Annotated in this window: 12 protein-coding genes; 4 read left to right on the top strand and 8 right to left on the bottom strand. The window is 60.5% G+C overall.

All coding sequences use genetic code 11. The features are described from left to right. Positions 1–80: 80 nt before the first annotated feature. From baeR to yegD, 7 genes are all read right to left on the bottom strand, one after another. Complete coding sequence (baeR, locus tag FY206_RS16370; RefSeq protein WP_032641679.1) at positions 81–803, bottom strand: envelope stress response regulator BaeR; 723 nt, start codon at positions 801–803, stop codon at positions 81–83. Beyond that, positions 800–2,203: an envelope stress sensor histidine kinase BaeS gene (baeS, locus tag FY206_RS16365; protein ID WP_032641678.1), complete on the bottom strand. Its 1,404-nt coding sequence runs from the start codon at positions 2,201–2,203 to the stop codon at positions 800–802. The genes baeR and baeS overlap by 4 nt, the downstream gene beginning before the upstream one ends. Next, positions 2,200–3,615, bottom strand: coding sequence for an MFS transporter (mdtD, locus tag FY206_RS16360; protein ID WP_032641676.1), 1,416 nt, complete (start codon positions 3,613–3,615; stop codon positions 2,200–2,202). Before mdtD ends, baeS begins: the two co-directional genes overlap by 4 nt. Continuing rightward, positions 3,616–6,693, bottom strand: a complete 3,078-nt coding sequence (gene mdtC / locus FY206_RS16355; RefSeq protein WP_032641674.1) for a multidrug efflux RND transporter permease subunit MdtC — start codon at positions 6,691–6,693, stop codon at positions 3,616–3,618. Further along, the gene (locus FY206_RS16350) at positions 6,694–9,816 is read right to left on the bottom strand and encodes an MdtB/MuxB family multidrug efflux RND transporter permease subunit (RefSeq protein ID WP_032641672.1); all 3,123 of its coding nucleotides are present in this window, start codon (positions 9,814–9,816) and stop codon (positions 6,694–6,696) included. Beyond that, positions 9,816–11,018 (bottom strand): MdtA/MuxA family multidrug efflux RND transporter periplasmic adaptor subunit, encoded by a 1,203-nt coding sequence (locus FY206_RS16345; protein ID WP_032641670.1) that lies wholly within the window; start codon positions 11,016–11,018, stop codon positions 9,816–9,818. The genes FY206_RS16350 and FY206_RS16345 overlap by 1 nt, the downstream gene beginning before the upstream one ends. Positions 11,019–11,275: 257 nt before the next feature. Then, positions 11,276–12,628 carry a molecular chaperone gene (gene yegD, locus FY206_RS16340; RefSeq protein ID WP_032641668.1) on the bottom strand — a complete coding sequence of 451 codons (1,353 nt, stop codon included), beginning with the start codon at positions 12,626–12,628 and terminating at the stop codon, positions 11,276–11,278. 130 nt (positions 12,629–12,758) lie between these two features. Between yegD and alkA the strand changes: the two genes are divergently transcribed. Then, positions 12,759–13,631, top strand: a complete 873-nt coding sequence (gene alkA, locus FY206_RS16335; RefSeq protein ID WP_032641666.1) for a DNA-3-methyladenine glycosylase 2 — start codon at positions 12,759–12,761, stop codon at positions 13,629–13,631. Here the strand turns inward: alkA and FY206_RS16330 are convergent. Beyond that, positions 13,596–16,925 (bottom strand): diguanylate cyclase, encoded by a 3,330-nt coding sequence (locus FY206_RS16330; protein WP_032641664.1) that lies wholly within the window; start codon positions 16,923–16,925, stop codon positions 13,596–13,598. The two genes, alkA and FY206_RS16330, sit on opposite strands and share 36 nt — an antisense overlap. A gap of 343 nt (positions 16,926–17,268) precedes the next feature. On the opposite strand from FY206_RS16330, the gene udk reads away from it, so the two are divergent. From udk to asmA, 3 genes are all read left to right on the top strand, one after another. Beyond that, positions 17,269–17,910: a uridine kinase gene (gene udk, locus FY206_RS16325; protein ID WP_008500855.1), complete on the top strand. Its 642-nt coding sequence runs from the start codon at positions 17,269–17,271 to the stop codon at positions 17,908–17,910. 91 nt (positions 17,911–18,001) lie between these two features. Then, complete coding sequence (dcd, locus tag FY206_RS16320) at positions 18,002–18,583, top strand: dCTP deaminase (RefSeq protein WP_032641661.1); 582 nt, start codon at positions 18,002–18,004, stop codon at positions 18,581–18,583. 22 nt (positions 18,584–18,605) lie between these two features. Continuing rightward, positions 18,606–20,456 carry an outer membrane assembly protein AsmA gene (asmA, locus tag FY206_RS16315; RefSeq protein WP_032641659.1) on the top strand — a complete coding sequence of 617 codons (1,851 nt, stop codon included), beginning with the start codon at positions 18,606–18,608 and terminating at the stop codon, positions 20,454–20,456. Positions 20,457–20,539 lie beyond the last annotated feature (83 nt).

Below are 20,539 nucleotides of genomic sequence, written 5' to 3'. Positions count from 1 at the left end.
AAAAAAATAGAACCAGACTTCTTTTCTGTATTGTTTAAAAATGTGTGACTGTACTATACATAGCTGTAAAGCATCGTTAATCACATTATCCTGCACGCGTCCGCTTCCCAGCGGTACCCCACGCCGTACACCGCGCGGATAAACGACTGCTCGGCGTCCAGCGCCTCCAGCTTGCGGCGCAGGTTTTTGATATGGCTGTCGATGGTGCGGTCGGTCACCACGCGGTAATCGTCGTACAGGTGGTTGAGCAGCTGCTCGCGGGAGAACACTTTCCCCGGCTCGTGGGAGAGGGTTTTCAGCAGGCGGAACTCCGCGGGCGTCAGGTCCAGCAGCTTGCTGCGCCAGCTTGCCTGGAAGCGGCTTTCATCGACTATCAGCGGGCTTTCGGCGTCCAGCACCTGGAGCTCGCGCTGCGGCCTGCAGCGGCGCAGAATGGTCTTCACGCGGGCGACCACTTCACGCGGGCTGTAGGGCTTGCAGATGTAATCGTCCGCGCCAATTTCGAGCCCCAGCAGGCGGTCAATCTCCTCAATTTTGGCGGTGACCATGACGATCGGCACGTCGGAGAAGCGACGGATTTCCCGGCACAGGGTCAGGCCGTCAACGCCCGGCAGCATTAAATCAAGCAGGATCAGGTCCGGCGGCGTCTGGCGCACGTATGCCAATACCTGGTCGCCGTGGCGGATGAGTGACGGCGCGTAGCTGGCCGCGCGTAAATAGTCGATCAGCAGCTGCCCCAGCTTGGGTTCGTCTTCCACAATCAAAATGCGCGGCGTGTTTTCGTCAATCGGTAACTCGGTCATGCTTCTCTCGATAAATCCCGTTCCAGAGGTAACTCTACTGTAATGCTAACCCCGCCAAAAGGCGAATGGGCGGCGCGGATCGTGCCATTATGCGCCTCGACGATGTTAACGCAAATCGCCAGCCCCAGGCCGGATCCGCCGCTGGCGCGGTTGCGGGAGCCTTCGGTGCGGTAGAAACGTTCAAACAGTTTTTCCAGCTGCGCGTCCTGTACGCCGGGGGCAGAATCCGCGAAGGTGAGGGCAAAGCGCCCGTTTTCCTGCCTGCCGGAGATATGCAGCCCGCCGCCGCTGTCGGTGTAGCGCAGGCTGTTTTCCAGCAGATTGTTGAACAGCTGCATCAGCCTGTCTTTGTCGCCAAACACCACCGCGCTGTCCGGCAGGGAGAGATCGATTTTCAGGTTTCGGCTGGCAAACCGCTCGCGGAAGGCGCCGCTGATCACCTCCAGTATATTAATCACGTCCACCGGCGCTTTCTGGTAGGCCAGCGCGCCTTCGTCAGACATGGAGAGCTGGTGGAGATCGTCCACCAGCTTGGTGAGCGTGCCCACCTCCGCCTGTAGAGAGGCCACCGATTCGGGCGTAAACTGGCGCACGCCGTCCTGAATGGCTTCCAGTTCGCCTCGCAGCACCGCCAGCGGCGTGCGCAGCTCGTGAGAAATGTCGGCCATAAAGTCGCGGCGCATCTGCTGGTTCTTCTCCAGCGTGCTGGCGAGCTGGTTAAAGTCCTGCGCCAGCTTGCCGAGTTCGTCCTGGCTGCGGGTATCGACGCGGGTGGTGAAATCCCCGGCGGCCAGCCTGTGCGTGCCTTCCACCAGCCGTTTTACCGGGGCGAGCAGACCGCGCGCCAGCGGAAAGGTGGCGAGCGCGGCGAGCAGGGTGGAGAGGGCGACAATCAGCCAGCTGGTCCGGCGCTGCTGGCGGTCAAAGTTGATGTCGGTGTTGCGCGTCAGGCGCTCCACCGGGGAGGCGATAACCCAGCCGACGATGGCGTTATTGACCTTAATCGCCCGCCGGGTGCCGTCCGGCGGTATCGGCGCGCGCGGGCCAACCAGCGTGCGCATCTCCTGGTCGATTACCCAGAACTGCGTGCGCCAGCCGTGCGGCGGCATGCCCGGGCCCGGACGATCGTCACCGGTATCGTGCTCCAGCGAGCGCAGGATCTGGAAAATAAAGCGGTCGTTATTGCGAAGAAAACGCCAGTTGCCGTGCTGGGCGTACTGCTCGCCCAGCGCATCGCTTAAGCCCTGCAAGCGCTGTTCATTGCCATGCTTGATGTAATCGATAAAGCCGCGCTCGAAGCTGATCCGTACCGCCCAGTGCATGGTGATCAGCAGGACGATACAGGTGGCAAATATCGCCACGAAGAGCTTGCCGGTTATGCCCGGTCGCCAGAATTTCATGAGCCACTCCTTTTGCCGCGCCGAATCACGACGTTCTTGCTGGTATCATCCGGCACGCGGGCGAAGATGACAGCGGGCAGGGCGATGATAACCGCCATGCTGAGGTAGGTATACATAAAGACCTGATGCGCCACCGGCGTATCGACGCTGAGATGGTGCTGGCCGTACATGCCGAGCAGTAAACCGGCGAGGGTCACCCCAACGCTCATGGAGAGCTGCATGATCATCGACAGCAGGCTGTTGCCGCTGCTCGCCAGATCGTCCGGGAGGTCCTTCAGCGTCAGGGTATTCATCGACGAAAAGCGCATGGAGTTGACGATCCCCTGGCAGAACAGCACCAGCGGCAGAACGTAGTACCAGCCCATGAGCGCCACGGCCATAAACAGCAGGCTGACCAGCGCCAGCCCCAGCGTGGCGGTCACCAGCACGTGACGGTAGCCAAAGCGGTTCACCACCTGCACCACGATGCGCTTCATTCCCATGCTGCCGAGCACCATCGGGATCATCATCAGGCCCGCGTGAAACGGCGAAAATCCCATGCCAATCTGCAGGAACACGGGCGTCATAAACGGCAGCATGCCGCTGCCGACGCGTCCGGCGAAGCTGCCGAACAGCCCGAGACGGTAGGTAGGGTTTTTAAACAGGTTCAGGCTGAACAGCGCCTTATCGTTACCGCTGGCGTGCCGCAGATACCACAGTATGGCGGTAACCCCGAGCGCGATCAGCAGCCCGAGCGTCAGGGGCGAAATCCCCAGCCCTTTTTGCCCGTCCAGCGCCAGGGTAAGCGTAGCCATGCCCGCCGCCAGGAGGATAAAGCCGAAGAAATCAAAGCGCCGCGTCTGCATTTTGTAGTTCGGCATCAGCGTCAGGGTGGCGATGGCGCCGATGATGCCAACGGGAAGGTTGATTAAGAAGATCCAGTGCCAGGAGGCGTACTCCACCAGCATGCCGCCGAGCGCCGGGCCCAGCAGCGGCCCCACCTGGCCGGGCAGGGTGACAAAGGTCATCGCCGCCATGTACTGCTCGCGCGGCACAATCTTCATCACCGTTAACCGCCCGACGGGCACCATCATCGCCCCGCCAACGCCCTGCAGCACCCGCGCCATCACCAGCTGGTCGAGGGTACTGGCCTGCGCGCAAAACAGCGAGCCGGTGGTAAACAGCACGATGGCGGTAAAGAAGATATTGCGCACGCCCACCTTGTCCGCCAGCCAGCCGCTGGCGGGCAGCATCACGGCCACCGTCAGCACGTAGGCAACAATCACCATATGCATGTGCAGCGGGCTCTCCCCCAGGCTTTTGGCCATGGAGGGGAGGGCGGTATTGACGATGGTCGTATCCAGCGACTGCATAAAGAAGCCGAAGGCGACGATCCATAACTGCCAGCGAACGTTAGCGGGGAGATCGGTCATTTACTCGGTCACCGTGGTTCTGTTTTTACGCTTAAAGCGCAGCCGCAGGCGGTCGAAGAACAGATAGACCACCGGCGTAGTGTACAGGGTCAGCAGCTGGCTCATCACCAGGCCGCCGACGATGGCGATCCCCAGCGGCTGGCGCAGCTCGGAGCCGTCGCCGCCGGAAATTACCAGCGGCAGCGCGCCAAACAGCGCCGCCAGAGTGGTCATCATAATTGGACGAAAACGCAGCAGGCAGGCCTGGAAGATCGCCTCTTCCGGCGAGAGGCTGCCGTTGCGCTGGGCGTCCAGCGCGAAGTCGACCATCATAATCGCGTTTTTCTTCACGATGCCTATCAATAGCATAATGCCGATGAGCGCGATAAGGCTGAACGGCGCGCCGAACAGCTCCAGCGCCAGCAGCGCACCCACGCCCGCCGACGGCAGCGTCGAGAGGATGGTCAGCGGGTGAACGTAGCTTTCATACAGCACGCCCAGCACAATATAGACCGTGGCGATGGCGGCCAGAATCAAAATCACCTGCGAGTTCATCGTCTCCTGGAACACCTGCGCCGTTCCGGCAAAGCTGCCGCGCACGGTGGACGGCACGCCGAGCTGGGTCATCGCGCGGTTGATTGCATCGCTGGCTTCAGACAGCGACGAACCGGCGGGCAGGTTGAAGGAGATGGTCGACGCCGCCGACAGCCCCTGGTGATTGACCGACAGCGGGGCGTTGGCTGGCCGCCAGCTGGCGAAGTACGAGAGCGGAATCGCCTTGCCGTCGCTGTTAATCACAAACATTTTGTCCAGGGCGCTGATGTCCTGGGTGTAGCGCGGGTCTACCTCCATCACCACCTTGTACTGGTTCATCGGCTGGTAGATGGTGGAAATTTCGCGCTGGCCGAAGGCGTTGTTCAGCAGGCTGTTGGCGGCCTCCACGTTAATGCCCAGACGCGACATGGTTTCGCGGTCGTAGGTCAGGGCCATCTCGGCGCCGTTGTCCTGCTGATCGGAGTTGACGTCCGCCAGCTCCGGCAGGGCGGCCAGCGCCTTGCGGATTTTCGGCTCCCACTCGCGCAGGGCGGCTAAGTCGTCCGAAAGCAGCGTGTACTGATAGCTGGCGTTCGCCTGACGCCCGCCAACGCGGATATCCTGAACGGCCATCAAAAACAGGTTGGCCCCCGGCTCTTTGGCGAGCTTCACCCGCAGGCGGTCAATCACCTGCTGGGCGGTTTCGTTGCGTTCGCCGCGCGGTTTGAGGGTAATAAACATCATCCCGCTGTTGACGCGCGACCCGCCGGTAAAGCCGGTGACGTTATCCACGGCCTTATCTTCACGAATGATCTTCATAAAGTCCTGCAGCTTGCCGCGCATCGCCTGGAACGAAATGCTCTGGTCCGCCTGAATGCCGCCCATCAGCACGCCGGTGTCCTGCTCCGGGAAGAAGGTTTTCGGGATGGTGATGTACATCCAGACGTTGAGCACGATGGTGCCGATGAGCACCAGGCCGACCAGCCGGGTGTGGTTCAGCACCCACTTCAGCGATTTGCCGTAGCCTTCCTGCATCGCCACCAGGACGCGGCCAAAGCCTTTGCGGCGCGGCTGAGCGTGCGGCCTGCTGCGCTTGAGCATCCAGCCGCACATCATCGGCGTCAGCGTCAGGGAAATCACCAGCGAGATGCCGATGGCGACCGAAAGCGTGACGGCAAACTCGCGCAGCAGGCGGCCCGGCAGGCCGCCCATCAGCAGCAGCGGCAGAAACACCGCCACCAGGGACAGGCTCATGGAGAGCACCGTAAAGCCCACCTCGCGCGTCCCCTGCAGCGCGGCCTGCAGCGGCTTCACGCCCGCTTCCAGATGGCGGGAAATGTTTTCCAGCACCACGATGGCGTCATCCACCACGAAGCCCGTCGCAATCGTCAGGGCCATCAGCGACAGGTTGTTGAGGCTGAACCCGCACAGGTACATGGCGGCAAAGGTGCCGATCAGCGATACCGGCACGGCCACCGCCGGGATCAGCGTCGCGCGGCCGGACCGCAGGAAAAGGAAGACCACCAGGATCACCAGCGCGACGGAGATAATCAGCGTCTGCTCCACCTCCTCAAGCGAGGCGCGAATGGTCGGGGAACGATCCTGGGCAATTTGCAGATCGATCGCGGCCGGGATGGTCTCCTGCAGGGCCGGGAGGCGGGCGCGGATGCTGTTCACCGTCTCGATAATGTTGGCTTCCGGCAGCTTGCGGATCATCAGCAGAATGGCGGGTTTGGCGTTGGTCATCCCCGCGTTGCGCACGTCCTGCACCGAATCGGTGACGCTGGCGACGTCGCTTAAGCGCACCGCCGCGTCGTTGTTGTAGTGAATAATCAACGGCTGATATTCGGCGGCCGTTTTCAGCTCGTCGTTGGTGTGGATCTGCCAGCGGTGGCTGCTGTCCTCGAGCGCCCCCTGCGGTTTGCGCACGTTGGCGTTGCTGATAGCGGAGCGCACGTCGTCCAGCGATACGCCCTGGTTGAACAGCGCCTGCGGGTTTAAGCCCACGCGCACGGCGGGCAGGGAGCTGCCGCCGACGCTCACGTCACCCACGCCGTTAATCTGCGAGATCGTCTGCGCCAGCTGGGTAGACGCAAAGTCGTAAAGCTGTCCCTGCGAGTAGGTGTCCGACGTCAGCGTCAGGATCATGATCGGCGCGTCGGACGGGTTGGCCTTGCGGTAGGTTGGACGGCTCGGCATGCCGCTCGGCAGCAGGCTTTGCGCGGCGTTGATGGCCGCCTGCACGTCGCGCGCCGCGCCGTTAATATCCCGGTCGAAGCTGAACTCCAGAATGATGCGCGTGCTGCCGAGCGAACTGCTGGAGGTCATTTCGTTGACCCCGGCAATCCGCCCGAGGGACCGCTCCAGCGGCGTGGCGACGGATGACGCCATGGTTTCCGGCGAGGCGCCCGGCAGCGAGGCGCTGACCATGATCACCGGGAAATCCACCTGCGGCAGCGGCGCCACCGGCAGCAGCCGGAAGCCCAGCACGCCGCAGAGGGTAATGGCGAGCGAGATGAGGATCGTCGCCACCGGACGATAAATGAAGAGGGCGAAAAACTTCACTTATGCCTCCTCTTCACGTTTCGGGAAGCGGCTTTTGGCCCACAGCGCCAGGCGGTCAAACAGCAGATATATCACCGGCGTGGTGAACAGGGTTAATACCTGGCTCACCAGCAGACCGCCGACCATGCCGATCCCCAGCGGACGGCGCAGCTCCGCCCCGACGCCGGTGCTGAGCATCAGCGGCAGCGCGCCCAGCAGGGCCGCCAGCGTGGTCATCAGGATCGGACGAAAACGCAGCAGGCAGGCCTGGAAAATCGCATCCCGTGGCGACATGCCCTGCTCGCGCTCGGCGGCCAGGGCGAAGTCGATCATCATGATGGCGTTTTTCTTTACGATCCCGATAAGCAGGATAATGCCGATAATGGCAATGACGTCCAGCTCGCTGCCCGCCAGCATCAGCGCCAGCAGCGCCCCCACGCCCGCGGTCGGCAGGGTAGAGAGGATGGTGATCGGGTGGATAAAGCTCTCGTACAGCACCCCGAGCACGATGTACATCGCCACGACCGCCGCGACGATAAGCCAGATGGTGTTGCCCAGCGCGGCCTGGAACGCCAGGGTGCTGCCCTGGAACTGGGTCTGGATATCGGACGGGAAGCTGAGCGCTTTTTCAGCCGCCTGAATGGCCTCCACCGCTTCGCCGAGAGAGTAATTGTTCGGCACGTTGAAGGAGATGGTGGTGGACGGGAACTGATCCAGATGGTTAATCGACAGCGGGGTATAGCGCTCCTCCACCGTGGCGATAGCGCTCAGCGGCACAATCCCGCCGTCTTTGCTGGTCAGGCGCACCGAGTCCAGCCCCGCAAGGCCGGGCGTGTTCTCCGTGTTGTGCTCCAGCACCACGCGGTACTGGTTCGCCTGGGTGTAGATGGTGGAGATCAGGCGCTGCCCGAAGGCGTTATACAGGGCGTTATCCACGTCCGCCATGGTAATGCCGAGACGGCTGGCGGTATCGCGGTTGACGTTCACGTACGCCGCCAGGCCTTTGTCCTGCCAGTCGCTGCTGACGTCGGCGAGCTGCGGCAGGGTGTTAAGCTTATTCACCAGCTGCGGCACCCAGGTGCTGAGGGCATCCAGCGAGGTGGCCTGCAGCGTGAACTGATACTGCGTGCGGCTGACCTGGGTATCAATGGTCAAATCCTGTATCGGCTGCAGGTAAAGCTCCACGCCCGGCACGCGCGCGACGGCGCTTTGCAGCCGCTCAATGACGGCGTTGACGCGATCGTCGCGCTCGTCCAGCGGCTTGAGGTTGATCTGCAGACGCGCGCTGTTGAGCGACGGGTTGGTGCCGTCGACGCCCACGTAGGAGGTCAGGCTCTCGACCGCCGGGTCCTTCATGACGATCTCAGACACCTGCTGCTGGCGCTGGGCCATGTTGGCGAAGGAAACCGACTGCGGGGCCTGAAGCGTGCCCTGAATAATGCCGTTGTCCTGGATGGGGAAGAAGCCTTTCGGAATGAAAATCCACAGCATCACGCTGAGCGCCAGCGTGCCCAGAGCCACGCCGAGCGTGGCCCAAGGATGGTTCAGCACTTTCGCCAGCACCCGACCGTAGGCGGCAATAATGCGCTCGAACATCCGCTCGGAGGCGCGCGAGAAGCGGTTTTGCCTGCGCAGGGACGCGTGGCTCAGCATGCGGGCGCACATCATCGGCGTCAGGGTCAGCGACACCACGGCGGAGATCAGAATGGCTACCGCCAGCGTCACGGCAAACTCGCGGAACAGCCGCCCGACGATATCGCCCATAAACAGCAGCGGGATCAGCACCGCAATCAGCGAGAAGGTCAGGGAGATAATGGTAAAGCCGATCTCGCCCGCGCCCTTCAGCGCCGCCGCCAGCGGTTTTTCGCCTTTCTCGATATAGCGCGAGATGTTCTCGATAACCACGATGGCGTCGTCCACCACGAAGCCGGTGGCGATGGTGAGCGCCATCAGCGTCAGGTTATTGATCGAAAAATCGAGGAACACCATCACCGCAAAGGTGCCGACCAGCGAGAGCGGCACGGCGACGGCGGGAATAATGGTCGCCGGGACGTTGCGCAGGAACAGATAGATGATCATCACCACCAGCGCAATGGCCAGCATCAGCTCGAACTGGGTGTCGGTCACCGACGCGCGAATGTTGGTGGTGCGGTCGGAAAGCACCTTCACGCTGACCGATTTCGGCAGGCTGTCGATCAGCTGCGGCAGCATGGTGCGGATGCTGTCGGCGGTTTCGATGATGTTAGCGCCCGGCTGGCGCTGGACGTTCATCACGATCGCCTGCTGCTTGTTGGCCCATGCGCCGAGCCAGCTGTTTTCCGCCCCTTGCTCCACCGTCGCCACGTCGCCCAGACGGACCGGCGCGCCGTTCTGGTAGGCGATTATCAGCTGGCGGTATTCATCCGCGGACTGCATCTGGTCGTTGGCGGAGAGGGTGACCGCGCGGGTCGGGCCGTCCAGCGAGCCTTTCGCCGAGTTGACGTTGGCACTGCTAATCGCGCTGCGGATGGTTTCGCTGGTCAGCCCCAGCGCGGCAATCGCCTGCGCGTTCAGCTTGACGCGCACCGCCGGGCGCTGGCCGCCTGCCAGCGTAACGAGCCCGACGCCGGACACCTGAGAAATCTTCTGCGCCACGCGCGTTTCAACCATGTCTTCGACCTGCGTCATCGGCATGGCGGAGGAGGTGACGGCCAGCGTCACGATCGGCGGATCCGCCGGATTCACCTTGCTGTAGACCGGCGGGTTAGGCAGGTCTGACGGCAGCAGGTTGGTGGCGGCGTTGATGGCGGCCTGCACCTCCTGCTCGGCGACGTCCAGCGACAGCGACAGCTGGAACTGCAGCGTCACGACGGAGGCCCCGCCGGAACTCTGGGAGGACATCTGTTTTAGCCCCGACATCTGCCCGAACTGGCGCTCCAGCGGGGCGGTAATGGCGGACGTGACTACATCCGGGCTGGCGCCGGGATACAGCGTCACCACCTGAATGGTCGGGTAATCTACCTCCGGCAGCGCCGACACGGGCAGGAAGCGGTAGCCGATAATCCCGGCGAGCAGGATCGCCACCATCAGCAGCGTGGTAGCGACAGGACGGAGGATAAACAGGCGTGACGGCCCACCTGTAGAGCCTGGGGGCATCACCTGCATCAGGATTTCACTCCCTGTTTCGCAGGTTCAACCACTTCCACTTTGGCCCCTTCGGTCAGACGGTCGATGCCGTCGGTGACCACGCGGTCGCCTGCGGAAAGGCCTGCGGCGATCACTACCGTCTGGCTGTCCTGAATACCGGTTTTCACCAGGTGCTTGCTGACCTTATTGTCGCCGTTAAGCACCCAGACGAAGTTACCCTCGTTACCCATCTGCAGCGCGGCGGTGGGGATCACCACCGCGTTCTCTTCGGTGGCAACCAGCATCCGCGCGTTCACGAACTGGTTCGGGAAGAGGGCATCGTCCTGGTTATTAAAGCGCGCCTTCAGCTTGATGGTGCCGGTAGTGGTGTCGATCTGGTTATCCAGGCTGAGCAGGGAACCTTCGCTGAGCTTCTGCTTGTTGGTGCGGTCCCAGGCTTCCACCACCAGGCCCTTTCCGGCTTTCTGCGCCTGCATGACTGTCGCAATGTCGCTCTCCGGCAGGGTGAAGACTAAATCAATCGGGTGAGTCTGGGTGATCACCACGATGCCCGTGGTGTCGCCGCTGGAGATCTGGTTGCCGATATCGACCTGCTTCAGGCCCACGCGTCCGTCAATCGGCGCGGTGATGCGGCTCCAGTCGAGCTGCAGCTGCGCGCTGGCGACGGCGGCCTCGTCGGCTTTGATGGTGCCCAGCGTTTCGCTGACCAGCGACTGCTGGGTGTCCAGCTCCTGACGCGAGACCAGGTTGGTTTTTACCAGCTGCTGATAGCGCGCTAAATCGCGCCGGGCGTTGGCAAGGGTGGCGTTGTCTTTCGCGAGCTGGCCCTGCGCCTGGGCGAGGGTGACCTTAAACTGGCTCGGGTCGATTTCCGCCAGCAGATCGCCGGCTTTAACCTGCTGACCTTCCTGGAAGTGGATCGCGATGAGCTGGCCGTCAACGCGGCTGCGCACCGTCGCGGTGTTGGCGGCGGTAATGGTCCCAAGTCCTGTAAGATAGCGAGGAACGGCTTTATTCACCGCCGTCGCCGCCTGTACAGGTGCAAGCGCGCCGCCGCGCATGCCGTGACGCCCACCGCCTGCCGGGCGCTGTGATGCGCTGTTGGCACCGGCGGGTGCGCCAGAGTTTGCGGATTGGCTGTGCCAGTACCAGGCGGCGGCAAGTGCCACCACAATGATGCCAGCGGCGATTGCCCAGCGGGATTTGTTACTGCCTTTCATCGTTATACGTTCTCATCCTGAAGACTTCGGGGAATGATACTAGTTTAGTCAGGCAACACAGCGGAAAAATGGAGGAAATATGGAAGACTGTCTGGAATTGTCTGAGTGTGGCGCTCTTTTTAGCCGGGTGGCGGCTTCGCCTTACCCGGCCTACAAGGTAAATGCAAACGGCAACGGATGTTGCCGTTTTTGGTGTTTGCACCCTCTCCCCGTGGGAGAGGGCCGGGGTGAGGGCAACAGACCGCACCGCAACAACACTAGCTAAACATCACCTGCGCCCAGCGCGCCAGCCCTGCGGTAACGGAGCCAAAGTCATCCCCACCGGCAATCGGAATGCCCGGCAGCTGTTCGGCCAGCGCTTTCTTGATCAGCGGCGAACGGGCGCTGCCGCCGGTCAGGTAGATAACGTCCGGCTTCTCCTTGCCGTTCTCCAGCGCCAGCTGCACCTGCTCCAGAATACGCTGCAGCGGCTGTGCGAGCGCCGTTTCCAGGCCGTCCTGCGAAATCGCGGTGGCCAGATCGTCGCTGATAAACGGCAGGGCGACCGCGTGCTCAGCGCGGTCGGAAAGGGCAATTTTGCTCTCCTCCGCGGTACGCACCACGCGGTAGCTGAGGCGCTGACGCCACACTTTGTACAGCAGCGCGACCTTATCGGCGTCCTGCGCGTCGCGCACCAGATCGTTCAGCAGGCGACCGTTGGCGGTGCTGTAAAAATCACTCTGTGCAGGCACGTCGTTGATGGCAATCGCGTTCCACCACGGCAGGATCGGCAGGGCGATGCCCTTTTCCGTTTGCCCGCCCATGCCGAGCAGCGGCATCAGGCTCTTGAAGGCCAGCGCGATGTCAAGATCGTTACCGCCCACGCGGCAGCCGCTGTGCCCGAGCAGGCTGTTTTCGCGATCGCGACGGCTATGCCACTGGGGGCCCATCAGCAGCAGCGAGCAGTCCGTCGTTCCCCCGCCGATATCCACGACGAGTACGCGCTTCTCTTCCGTCAGCGTGGCTTCAAAGTCCAGCCCCGCGGCAACCGGCTCATACTGGAACACCACGTCGCGAAAGCCAGCGCGGTGCGCCGCGCGTTCAAGGATCCCCTGCGCCTGCTGGTTAGCCTCGTCGCCGCCCAGCCCCTGGAAGTTGATCGGGCGGCCAATCACCGCCTGGGTAATCGAATCAGTGACCTGCGTCTGCGCCTGATTGCGAATATGCAGCATCATCGCGCACACCAGGTCTTCGAACATCGCCACCTGCTGCGGCTTCAGGCCGCTGGCGCCGAGAAAAGATTTTGGCGACTTAACGAAGTAGACCTCTTCGGGGTCTTCGATGTAGTGCCCGAGCGAAGAGAGACCAAACTGCACGCTGGACGGGGTAACGTCGATATCTTCCTCGCGGTTAAAGCTAACCGCCCGGCGCAGCAGCGCCTGGGTCTCAGCCGCCGTGGCCGGAACCTGATGGTGGCGGAACAGCCATTCGCTTACCGCTTCACGCGTCGGCGCGCAGAGCATTGAGGGCAGCAGCGTGCTCTCTTTTTCCATTTTCAGGAGCTGCGGCTGTCCGTTTTGCATAACCGCAACCGAGCAGTTTGCCGTACCGTAGTCGAATCCAATAAACACAATAAATCCCCATGCCGGTGAGAAGGGGCGAGACTTTAGCGGAATGCCTCTCCTGCGACAACAGGAATATGAAAGCAAGGCGCAACAGGACTTTTGCGTTTATCTTGAGGGGAACAAAAAAGGAGCAACGATGTATACCCTGACCTGGCTTCCCCCTTACGACTGGCAGTGGATGTTTGGCTTTCTTGGCGCGCGTGCGGTGACGGGCATTGAAACCGTCACGCAAGACGACTACGAGCGCAGTTTTGCCTGCGAAGGGCATCAGGGGATCTTCCGCGTGACGCCGGATATCGCCACCCATACGCTGACCGTGACGCTCAGCCCGGGGTTAATCCCGGTTGCGCAGACGTGCCTGGAACGCATAGAACGCCTTTTCGATCTCGCCTGTAACCCGCAGCACATCGCGGATGCGCTGGGCGATCTCGGCGCGGCGCGGCCAGGCTTACGCCTGCCGGGAGCGATGGATGCGTACGAGCAGGGCGTCCGGGCGATCCTCGGGCAGCTGGTGAGCGTGTCGATGGCGGCGAAGCTGACGTCGCGCGTGGTGGCGCTGTGCGGCGAACCGATCGCGGATTGTCCGGGGTATCGCTGTTTCCCGCCGCCGGAGGCGCTGGCGGCAGCGGACCCGCTGGCGCTGAAGGCGTTGGGCATGCCGTTAAAACGCGCGGAGTCGCTGATTCATCTGGCGCAGTCAGCCGTTGACGGGACGTTTCCGCTGACGCCGCCTGAAAACGTTGAGGCGGGCATGAAGGCGCTCCAGCAGCGTCCGGGAATCGGCCGCTGGACGGCAAACTACCTGGCCCTGCGCGGCTGGCAGGCGAAAGATGTGTTTCTGCCGGACGATTATCTGATTAAGCAACGCTTCGCCGGAATGACCCCCGCGCAAATTCGTCGCTATGCCGAGCGCTGGCGGCCGTGGCGCTCTTACGCGCTGCTGCACATCTGGTATACCGACGGCTGGACGCCGTCAGTTAATGGCGAAATAGCTGGCGTTGAGCAGTAGATCCAGCGGCTGCGGCTCGGCGATGGTGTCACCGTAGATAAAATCGATGCCGATACCGGAGAGCGTATCCATCATGATGGGCTGATTACACGGGCCCGCGATGGTTTTCATCCCCAGACGCTGGGCGTGGCCCTGAACAATGGTCACCGTCATCTCATCCATCAGGTTGCCATACACGTTGCTTACCACCTCTGCGTCCAGCATCAGATAGTCGGCCATATTGGCGCTCAGGTGGCTAAAGACGTTCATGTCGCGACCCACCTGGCTAAAGATGACGCGGCAGCCCGCCTGGCGAAGCTTTTGCAGACCCCGCTGCAGGTTCTGGTCCGTGCTGCACACCACGTCGACAGAGATGACCAGATGCAGGAGCCGGCCCGGCATGGGGCTTTTATCCAGCAGGTCGAGAAGTTCATCAACCAGCGTCACGCTGGCTAAGCCGGCCTCCGAGAGCGGCAGCGCCACCCCCATGCCTTTGCTGGCGACCTGTGCGGCAGAGACACGGAAAAATTCGCTAAAGATACGCCTGTCGAGGGCGTGCAGAAGCTCAGGCTCCGCCAGGCCCGAGCGGAAGGCGTGCTCTTCCAGCACTTCGCCCTGGCTGGTCCACAGACGAAACGACAGCAGCCAGAAATTACTGCTCTCCGGGATGCGCGGGGAGGCGACGCTGCGGGCAATCATCATCAGATGATTGTCCTTAATCATGTGCCACTGTTCATCAAGCGACATCATGCTGCGCGTGTGGTGATCCCGCTCCTGCTGGGGCTCGTACACCGTCACCATGCCACGGCCGCTGTTTTTCGAGGCGTAACAGGCAATGTCCGCCTGGGACATCACCTCCGACGCCTGATGGTTATTTTCATCAATCAGCGTGATGCCGGCGCTGGCGCCGATACGGTGCAGACGGCCTTCCCACGTAAAGTGATAGTCATTGATCGTATGGATCAGGCGACCGGCGATATAGCGCGCGCTTTCTATGTTGCAGTCCGGTAGCAGTAACCCGAACTCATCTCCCCCAAGACGCGCCAGCACGTCGCTGGAGCGGAGCATGGTCAACATCAGGGAAGCAAGCTCTCGCAGCAGGGCATCACCCGCCGCATGGCCAGCCGTATCGTTGACGGCTTTGAAGCGATCGAGGTCGATAAAGACCAGGGCATGACGCTGGCGCGTTTCGCGAACGGTCTGCAGGAGCCGTTTGAGATGGCTTTCGAAGCTGACCCGGTTTGCAAGATGGGTCAGGGCATCGTGGGAGGCGCTGTAGCTCAGCTGGCGCAGCATTTTGCGCGACTCGGTCACGTCCTGAATGACGATAACCGAGCCAATATTCTGCCCATCCAGCGTGCTGAGCGGCGTAATGCTGTAATGAATATCGAAATTTCCCCCGGTGCGGCAGTTCAGCACCACGTCCTGATCGATATCGGAACGGGACATATCGCCGCTGTGAATATTCTCCATCAGCGGCCCTTTTTCACCAAAGGTGATGTGCAGCACCTTCAGGATCGGCTGACCAATAGCTTCGGTCTGCAGCCAGCCGCTCATTTTCTCGGCGACCGGGTTCATAAAGGTGACGTTCATGTTGATATCGGTGCACAGCACCGCTTCACCGATGGAGTCGAGGGTAATGTGCAGACGCTCTTTTTCCTGGAAGAGGGCCTCGTTGAGCTGCTTAACTTCGGTCATGTCCATGTTGATGCCGAGCAGGCGTTCGACTTCACCCTGCTTGTTGAGCACGCGGTTCGCCAGGGAGCGAATATGACGCACGCCTTCCTTCACGCGGATGCGGAACTCCAGCTTGAAGGGCAGGCGGGAAATCAGCGAGTCGCGCAGCACCTGCTCAGCGTGGGCGCGATCTTCCGGCAGCATCGTGTCGTGCCAGAGTTGCCAGGTGGGCTTGATGTGCGGCGGGATCTCATAGAGTTCAAACATCCGCTTATCCCAGCTGATAATGTCGGGCTCCAGATCCCACTCCCAGATGCCGATGCCGCCCGCTTCGTTGGCGAGGGTAATGCGCTCCATCAGGCGTTTATTGACCCACTCGGTCTGCTTCAGATCGTTAATGTCTTCAATCTGCGCGATAAAATAGAGCGGCGAGCCGTCGGCATGACGCACGACGGAGACGGCAAGCAGCGCCCACACCACTTCCCCGTTGCGGGTGTAATAGCGTTTCTCGAGGGTATAGGTATTGATCTCGCCGTTGACCAGCTGTTCGAGCTGCTCGAGGTCGGTGTCCAGGTCTTCCGGCCAGGTGAGCTGCTGGAAGGTTAATGACTGGAGCTCCGTCTGGCTGTAACCGAGGAATGTGCACAGCGCCTTGTTAGCCTGAAGCCACTGTCCCTCAATGCTGACCAGCGCCATACCGATGGCGGAATACTCCATCGCGTTACGGAAACGCGCCTCGCTTTCGGTAATGTGTTTGCGTTCGGCGCGGAAGGCGTACATCACCATCGTCATCACGTTCGCGGGAAGCAGGAGCATCAGGAACGGCAGCCACGGCGCGTTCATCATTGGCCCTTCGTGCTGCGTGGTCAGGGCTGAAGGGTTATGGGCAATCATCAGCGAAACGACCATCACGGTGACCAGAAACACGAGGAATGCTTCCACCCGCGGCAGGCGCACGGCGCTCCACATGAGCAGGACGATCACGCAGGTAAAGGGCCACGGCAGCCAGGTAATGGCGGCCCAGCTCAGGGCTAACGTCACGGCCATGGTGGCCAGCGTTTCCACGAGCAATCGCGGATCCCGGTGGCGCAGCAGGTAATGGGGTTTAAACAGCAGCCCCAGCGGCACCAGCGCCAGCGCGCCAATGGATTCAGACAACACCCAGACGATAAAATTACGCAGCGGCTCGGAGCCGGGGACCAGCAAAGAGACCAGAATACCGCCCACCAGCGGCGGCACCAGCGCGCTGCCGATCGCGAGGCGGATCCAGTCGCTCAAATTTTGCAGCGGGTTATACCACGGGAGCAGTTTGCGCAGTAGCACTGCACCAATGATGGCCTCAATAACGTTAACGACGGTGTAGATGGGGTTTATCTCAGCCCAGGAGAACAACATCCACGAGGCCAGAATATTGCCGAACGAGCAGGCCAGGGCAATGCCCGGCCACATTTTTCCTGCATGGCGGTAAAACGCCACCATCATAATGGCGGTGGGGAACCAGAGCGGCGCCAGCAGGGTACCGAAGCGGGTGAGCTCCAGCGAAAATAAGGTAAAGATAAAGGTGACCAGGCCCAGACAGACAAGTCGTATTAAAGGATGTGGGGTGGTAACCAAAACCCGCTGGTATTGTTTATTCATTACCGCTTTATCCAGAGACGCCATGCCGTCAGGGAAGATGTCCGAACGCGTGAATTTAATAATTTGGTTTATGCTAGTACAAACAATTTACAATTCATATGGCGACCGCTCAGAATTTGACATCGCAGACTTATTAAATAGAGACGCCGAGAAAAAAAACGGTGAAACGCTGAAAAAACGTTCATTTAAATTTCACTCAGGGAATAAAACGTCACTTTTCGGCCCGTCTCGCAGAACCTGTGCATTCGACTGGTATCACGCCCGCGAAATCCCTATAATTGCCGCGTTTGACGCTCCGGCGTCGTCCTTCCTTAACATCCAGGTTAATCAGGTCGCTAAATTTATGACTGATAAGTCTCATCAGTGCGTCATTATAGGCATCGCCGGCGCATCGGCTTCAGGTAAAAGTCTAATTGCCAGTACGCTTTATCGCGAACTGCGTGAACAAGTAGGTGATGAGCATATCGGCGTCATTCCCGAAGACAGCTATTACAAAGATCAATCCCATCTGTCGATGGAAGAGCGCGTCAAAACCAACTATGACCATCCCAATGCGATGGATCACAGCCTGCTGTTCCAGCATTTAGAAGCGCTCAAGAGCGGTCAGGCAATTGAGCTGCCCGTTTACAGTTACGTAGAACACACCCGCACCCAGGAAACCATCCGCATCGAGCCGAAAAAGGTCATTATCCTTGAAGGTATCCTGCTGCTGACCGACGCGCGTCTGCGTGAATCCATGAACTTCTCGATTTTCGTCGATACCCCGCTGGATATCTGCCTGATGCGCCGCATCAAGCGTGACGTGAATGAACGCGGCCGTTCGATGGACTCGGTCATGGCGCAATACCAGAAGACGGTTCGTCCGATGTTCCTGCAGTTTATTGAGCCCTCCAAACAATATGCCGATATCATCGTGCCGCGCGGAGGGAAAAACCGCATTGCAATTGATATCTTAAAAGCGAAAATCAGCCAGTTTTTTGAATAAGCCGCGCGAATTGTGTACCGTTCAGAGATAACCTGGTTTTACCCTGAGCGCTTACCGCCTCAGGGTACGATGCATAAAAGGAGAAAGTGCCGTGCGTCTTTGCGATCGCGATATTGAAGCCTGGCTGGATGAAGGCCGTTTGTCTATTACCCCACGTCCACCTGTTGAGCGTATCAATGGCGTGACCGTTGATGTTCGGTTAGGGAATAAGTTCCGCACCTTTAGCGGCCACACCGCGCCGTTCATTGACCTTAGCGGGCCGAAGGACGAAGTCAGCGCCGCGCTCGATCGCGTGATGAGTGACGAAATCATCATTGATGAAGGCGAAGCCTTTTATCTGCATCCGGGTGAACTGGCGCTGGCGGTCACGTTTGAATCCGTCACCCTGCCTGCCGATCTCGTCGGCTGGCTGGACGGCCGTTCTTCGCTGGCGCGACTGGGGCTGATGGTTCACGTGACCGCGCACCGTATCGATCCAGGCTGGTCCGGGCGTATCGTACTGGAATTCTTCAATGCCGGTAAATTGCCGCTGGCGCTGCGTCCGGGCATGATGATCGGGGCGTTAAGCTTTGAACCTCTGTCAGGTCCGGCAGACAGGCCTTATAACCGTCGGCAGGACGCAAAGTATCGCGACCAGCAGGGCGCGGTGGCGAGCCGTATTGATAAAGACTGATCGTTAGTCCATTGAGGATGCCATGAGAAGAGTTCTGACAACGCTGATGATTTTGCTGGTGGTGCTGGTGGCTGGCCTTTCGGCGTTGGTACTGCTGGTTAACCCTAATGATTTCCGCACTTACATGGTGCGGGAGGTCGAGGCACGCAGCGGTTATCAACTGAAGCTTGACGGGCCGCTGCGCTGGCACGTCTGGCCGCAGCTCAGCATTCTCTCTGGCCGCATGTCGCTCACGGCGCCGGGGGCGTCCCAGCCCCTGGTGTCCGCAGACAACATGCGTCTTGATGTCGCGCTGATCCCGCTCATTTCCCATCAGCTGCAGGTTAATCAGGTGATGCTGAAAGGCGCGGTGATTCAGCTCACCCCACAATCCGAGGCCGTGCGTGACGTAAATGCGCCGGTTGCGCCGCGCGAAAATACCCTGCCTGATGAACCGTCCGATACGGGCTGGTCCTTTGATATCGGCAAGCTGAAGGTGGCCGACAGCGTGTTGGTTTTCCAGCATGAGCACCAGGAGCAGGTGACCGTCCGCAACATCAGCCTGCAGATGGAACAGGATGAACACCATCTTGCGTCGGTGGAATTTAGCGGGCGCATGAACCGCGATCAGCGCGATTTGACCCTGTCTCTGAACGCCAGCGTCAACGCCTCGGACTATCCGAATCAGCTTACGGCCGACATCCAGCAGCTGAACTGGCAGCTGACGGGAGCCGATCTTCCCACCCAGGGGATCGCCGGGCAGGGAACGCTGCAGGCCGTATGGCGCGAAGAACAAAAGCAGCTGGAGCTGGATAATCTCAACCTGCAGGCCAATGACAGTAGCCTGAAGGGGCAGGCGAGCGTCACGCTTGAAGAGAAGCCGAAGTGGGTGGTGAACCTGCAGTTTGACAAGCTCAACCTGGAAAACCTGCTGCCGCCTCAGTCAGCCAGCGATACGGACCGCAATGCTGCGCAGACGGGACAAAGCCAGGCGCCGGTATCACGTCCGGTTATTTCGTCGAATCTCGACCAGCCTGAGTATAACGCCCTGCGCGGATTCACGGCGGATATCCTGCTGAAAGCCAATAGCCTGCGCTGGCGCGGTATTGATTTTACCGACGTGAGTAGCCAGATGTTTAACCATAACGGTTTGCTGGTGATCTCCGAACTGAGCGGTAAGATGGGCGCAGGGAACCTCTCGCTGCCCGGCACGCTGGATGTCCGTAAAGACGTTGCCAGCGCCGAATTCCAGCCGCGTCTCGACAACGTTGAGATTGGCACCATTCTGAACGCGTTCAACTATCCGATTTCGCTAACGGGGCAGCTGACGCTTGCGGGTGACTTTTCGGGCACGAAAATTGACGCCGAAGCTTTTCGCCGCGAGTGGCAGGGGCAGGCGCATCTCGATCTGAAAAATACCCGTATGGAAGGGCTCAACTTCCAGCAGCTGGTGCAGCAGGCGGTGGAGCGCAGCAGCGATGTGAAAGCTCAGGAAAACTACGACAGCGCCACCCGCCTCGACAGCTTCACCACGGATCTGACGCTGGATAACGGGCAGCTCGCACTCGAAGGCATGCAGGGCACCTCTTCACTGTTATCAATCACCGGTGACGGCAAGCTGGATCTGGTGAAAGAGACGGCGGACACGCGCTTTAACGTGCGGGTACTTTCCGGCTGGCAGGGTAAAAGCAAGCTTATCGACTTCCTCAAAGAGACGCCGGTCCCGCTGACCGTATACGGCAAATGGCAGGCGCTGAATTACAGCCTGCAGGTGGACCAGATCCTGCGTAAGCATCTGCAGGATGAAGCAAAACGTCGGCTTAGCGACTGGGCGGATCGTAATAAAGATTCGCAGGGCGGCAAGGATGTGAAGAAGCTGCTGGACAAGCTTTGATGCCCGTTGTGCCGGGTGCAAGTGCAGCTTGATGCCCTGACCCCGGCCCTCTCCCACGGGGAGATGGCGCAAACACAAAAAAC

This window comes from Enterobacter chengduensis (assembly GCF_001984825.2).
GTDB lineage: Bacteria > Pseudomonadota > Gammaproteobacteria > Enterobacterales > Enterobacteriaceae > Enterobacter > Enterobacter chengduensis.
The sequence above is the reverse complement of the archived record's forward strand: the minus strand, read 5'-3'. Positions and strand labels throughout refer to the sequence as shown.

Coding starts and splice junctions, on each gene's coding strand:
- mdtD (WP_032641676.1), bottom strand. CDS start 3,615: ATGACCGATCTCCCCGCTAACGTTCGCTGGCAGTTATGGATCGTCGCC.
- alkA (WP_032641666.1), top strand. CDS start 12,759: ATGTATACCCTGACCTGGCTTCCCCCTTACGACTGGCAGTGGATGTTT.
- FY206_RS16345 (WP_032641670.1), bottom strand. CDS start 11,018: ATGAAAGGCAGTAACAAATCCCGCTGGGCAATCGCCGCTGGCATCATT.
- asmA (WP_032641659.1), top strand. CDS start 18,606: ATGAGAAGAGTTCTGACAACGCTGATGATTTTGCTGGTGGTGCTGGTG.
- baeR (WP_032641679.1), bottom strand. CDS start 803: ATGACCGAGTTACCGATTGACGAAAACACGCCGCGCATTTTGATTGTG.
- FY206_RS16350 (WP_032641672.1), bottom strand. CDS start 9,816: ATGCAGGTGATGCCCCCAGGCTCTACAGGTGGGCCGTCACGCCTGTTT.
- FY206_RS16330 (WP_032641664.1), bottom strand. CDS start 16,925: ATGAATAAACAATACCAGCGGGTTTTGGTTACCACCCCACATCCTTTA.
- baeS (WP_032641678.1), bottom strand. CDS start 2,203: ATGAAATTCTGGCGACCGGGCATAACCGGCAAGCTCTTCGTGGCGATA.
- udk (WP_008500855.1), top strand. CDS start 17,269: ATGACTGATAAGTCTCATCAGTGCGTCATTATAGGCATCGCCGGCGCA.